The organism is Nocardiopsis ansamitocini (assembly GCF_030268225.1).
GTDB classification, from domain to species: domain Bacteria; phylum Actinomycetota; class Actinomycetes; order Streptosporangiales; family Streptosporangiaceae; genus Nocardiopsis_D; species Nocardiopsis_D ansamitocini.
Map to the genome: position 1 here is coordinate 1 of NZ_BSQG01000031.1, position 897 is coordinate 897.

Annotated in this window: 1 protein-coding gene; it reads right to left on the minus strand. The window is 72.0% G+C overall.

The annotated features are described in order from the left end of the window. A partial coding sequence (locus QSJ59_RS24255; RefSeq protein WP_285762093.1) for a GNAT family N-acetyltransferase occupies positions 1-874 on the minus strand: 874 nt, incomplete at its 3' end. Between the last annotated feature and the right edge of the window lie 23 nt (positions 875-897).

The window sequence follows — 897 nt, forward strand, 5'->3', positions numbered from 1 at the left end:
CCACCGGGTAGCCGGCCCTGGCGAAGGTCGCGGCCATCGGGGTGTTGGTCACGTCCGTGCCCGCCACGATCCGGTCGACGCCCTCGGCCGCCAGCAGGTGCGTGGCCTCGACAAGCAGGTCGTAGGCGTAGCCGTTGCCCCGATGCTCGGGCACCACACCGATATAGCCGATCAGCGGGTCGCCGTAGTTGCGGCTGGGCACGGAGACGCCCACCGGCTCGTCCCCGGCGAAGGCCACGCGCCACCACTCCCGCGGCGAGGGCATCCACAGGAGGTAGTCCATCTCCTGCTGGACGGAGGCCTCCAGACCGGACTCCTCGATGGTCTTGCGCACATGGGCGTCCAGACTCCCGGTGTTGATCCGACGGAACAACTCGAAGAACACCGAGTCGTCGGGCTCGGGGCGAAACCCCAACCGTCCCGGCCGCCGCGGGACACCGCACTCAGGGGTCCAGCGGTAGCGGTAGCGCTCGACCAACGGCCGCAGCCCCGCCGCCCGCGCGGCCGCGACGCGAACGTCGGCCTCCCTCTTGACCTGGGGGTCGTGACGCCATCCCGGCGGGAGCTTCAACGTGTACTGGGTCCGCAACGGCGCTTCGGCCAGCAGCCGCACGGCCGCCTCTGCGTCGGTGAAGTCGAACCAGTCCAGCACCTTGGGCTCGGTGTCCTGGGGCCCGCCCCACCAGGCCGCGCGGGCCACGACCACGCCCTCGCGCAGCGCCACCCAGCTCCAGTCGGGGCGGTACTCACCGGCCGCCGCCATCGACGCGTAGGTGTCGCCGAACGCGGCGAAGCCGACCAGGCCGGGGTCGGGCAGGGAGTCGAAAAGAGCGTCCTCGCCGACGCCGAGCGGCCGGATGACGAGATCGGGCACGGGGGTTCCCTCCGGAGGGTGCG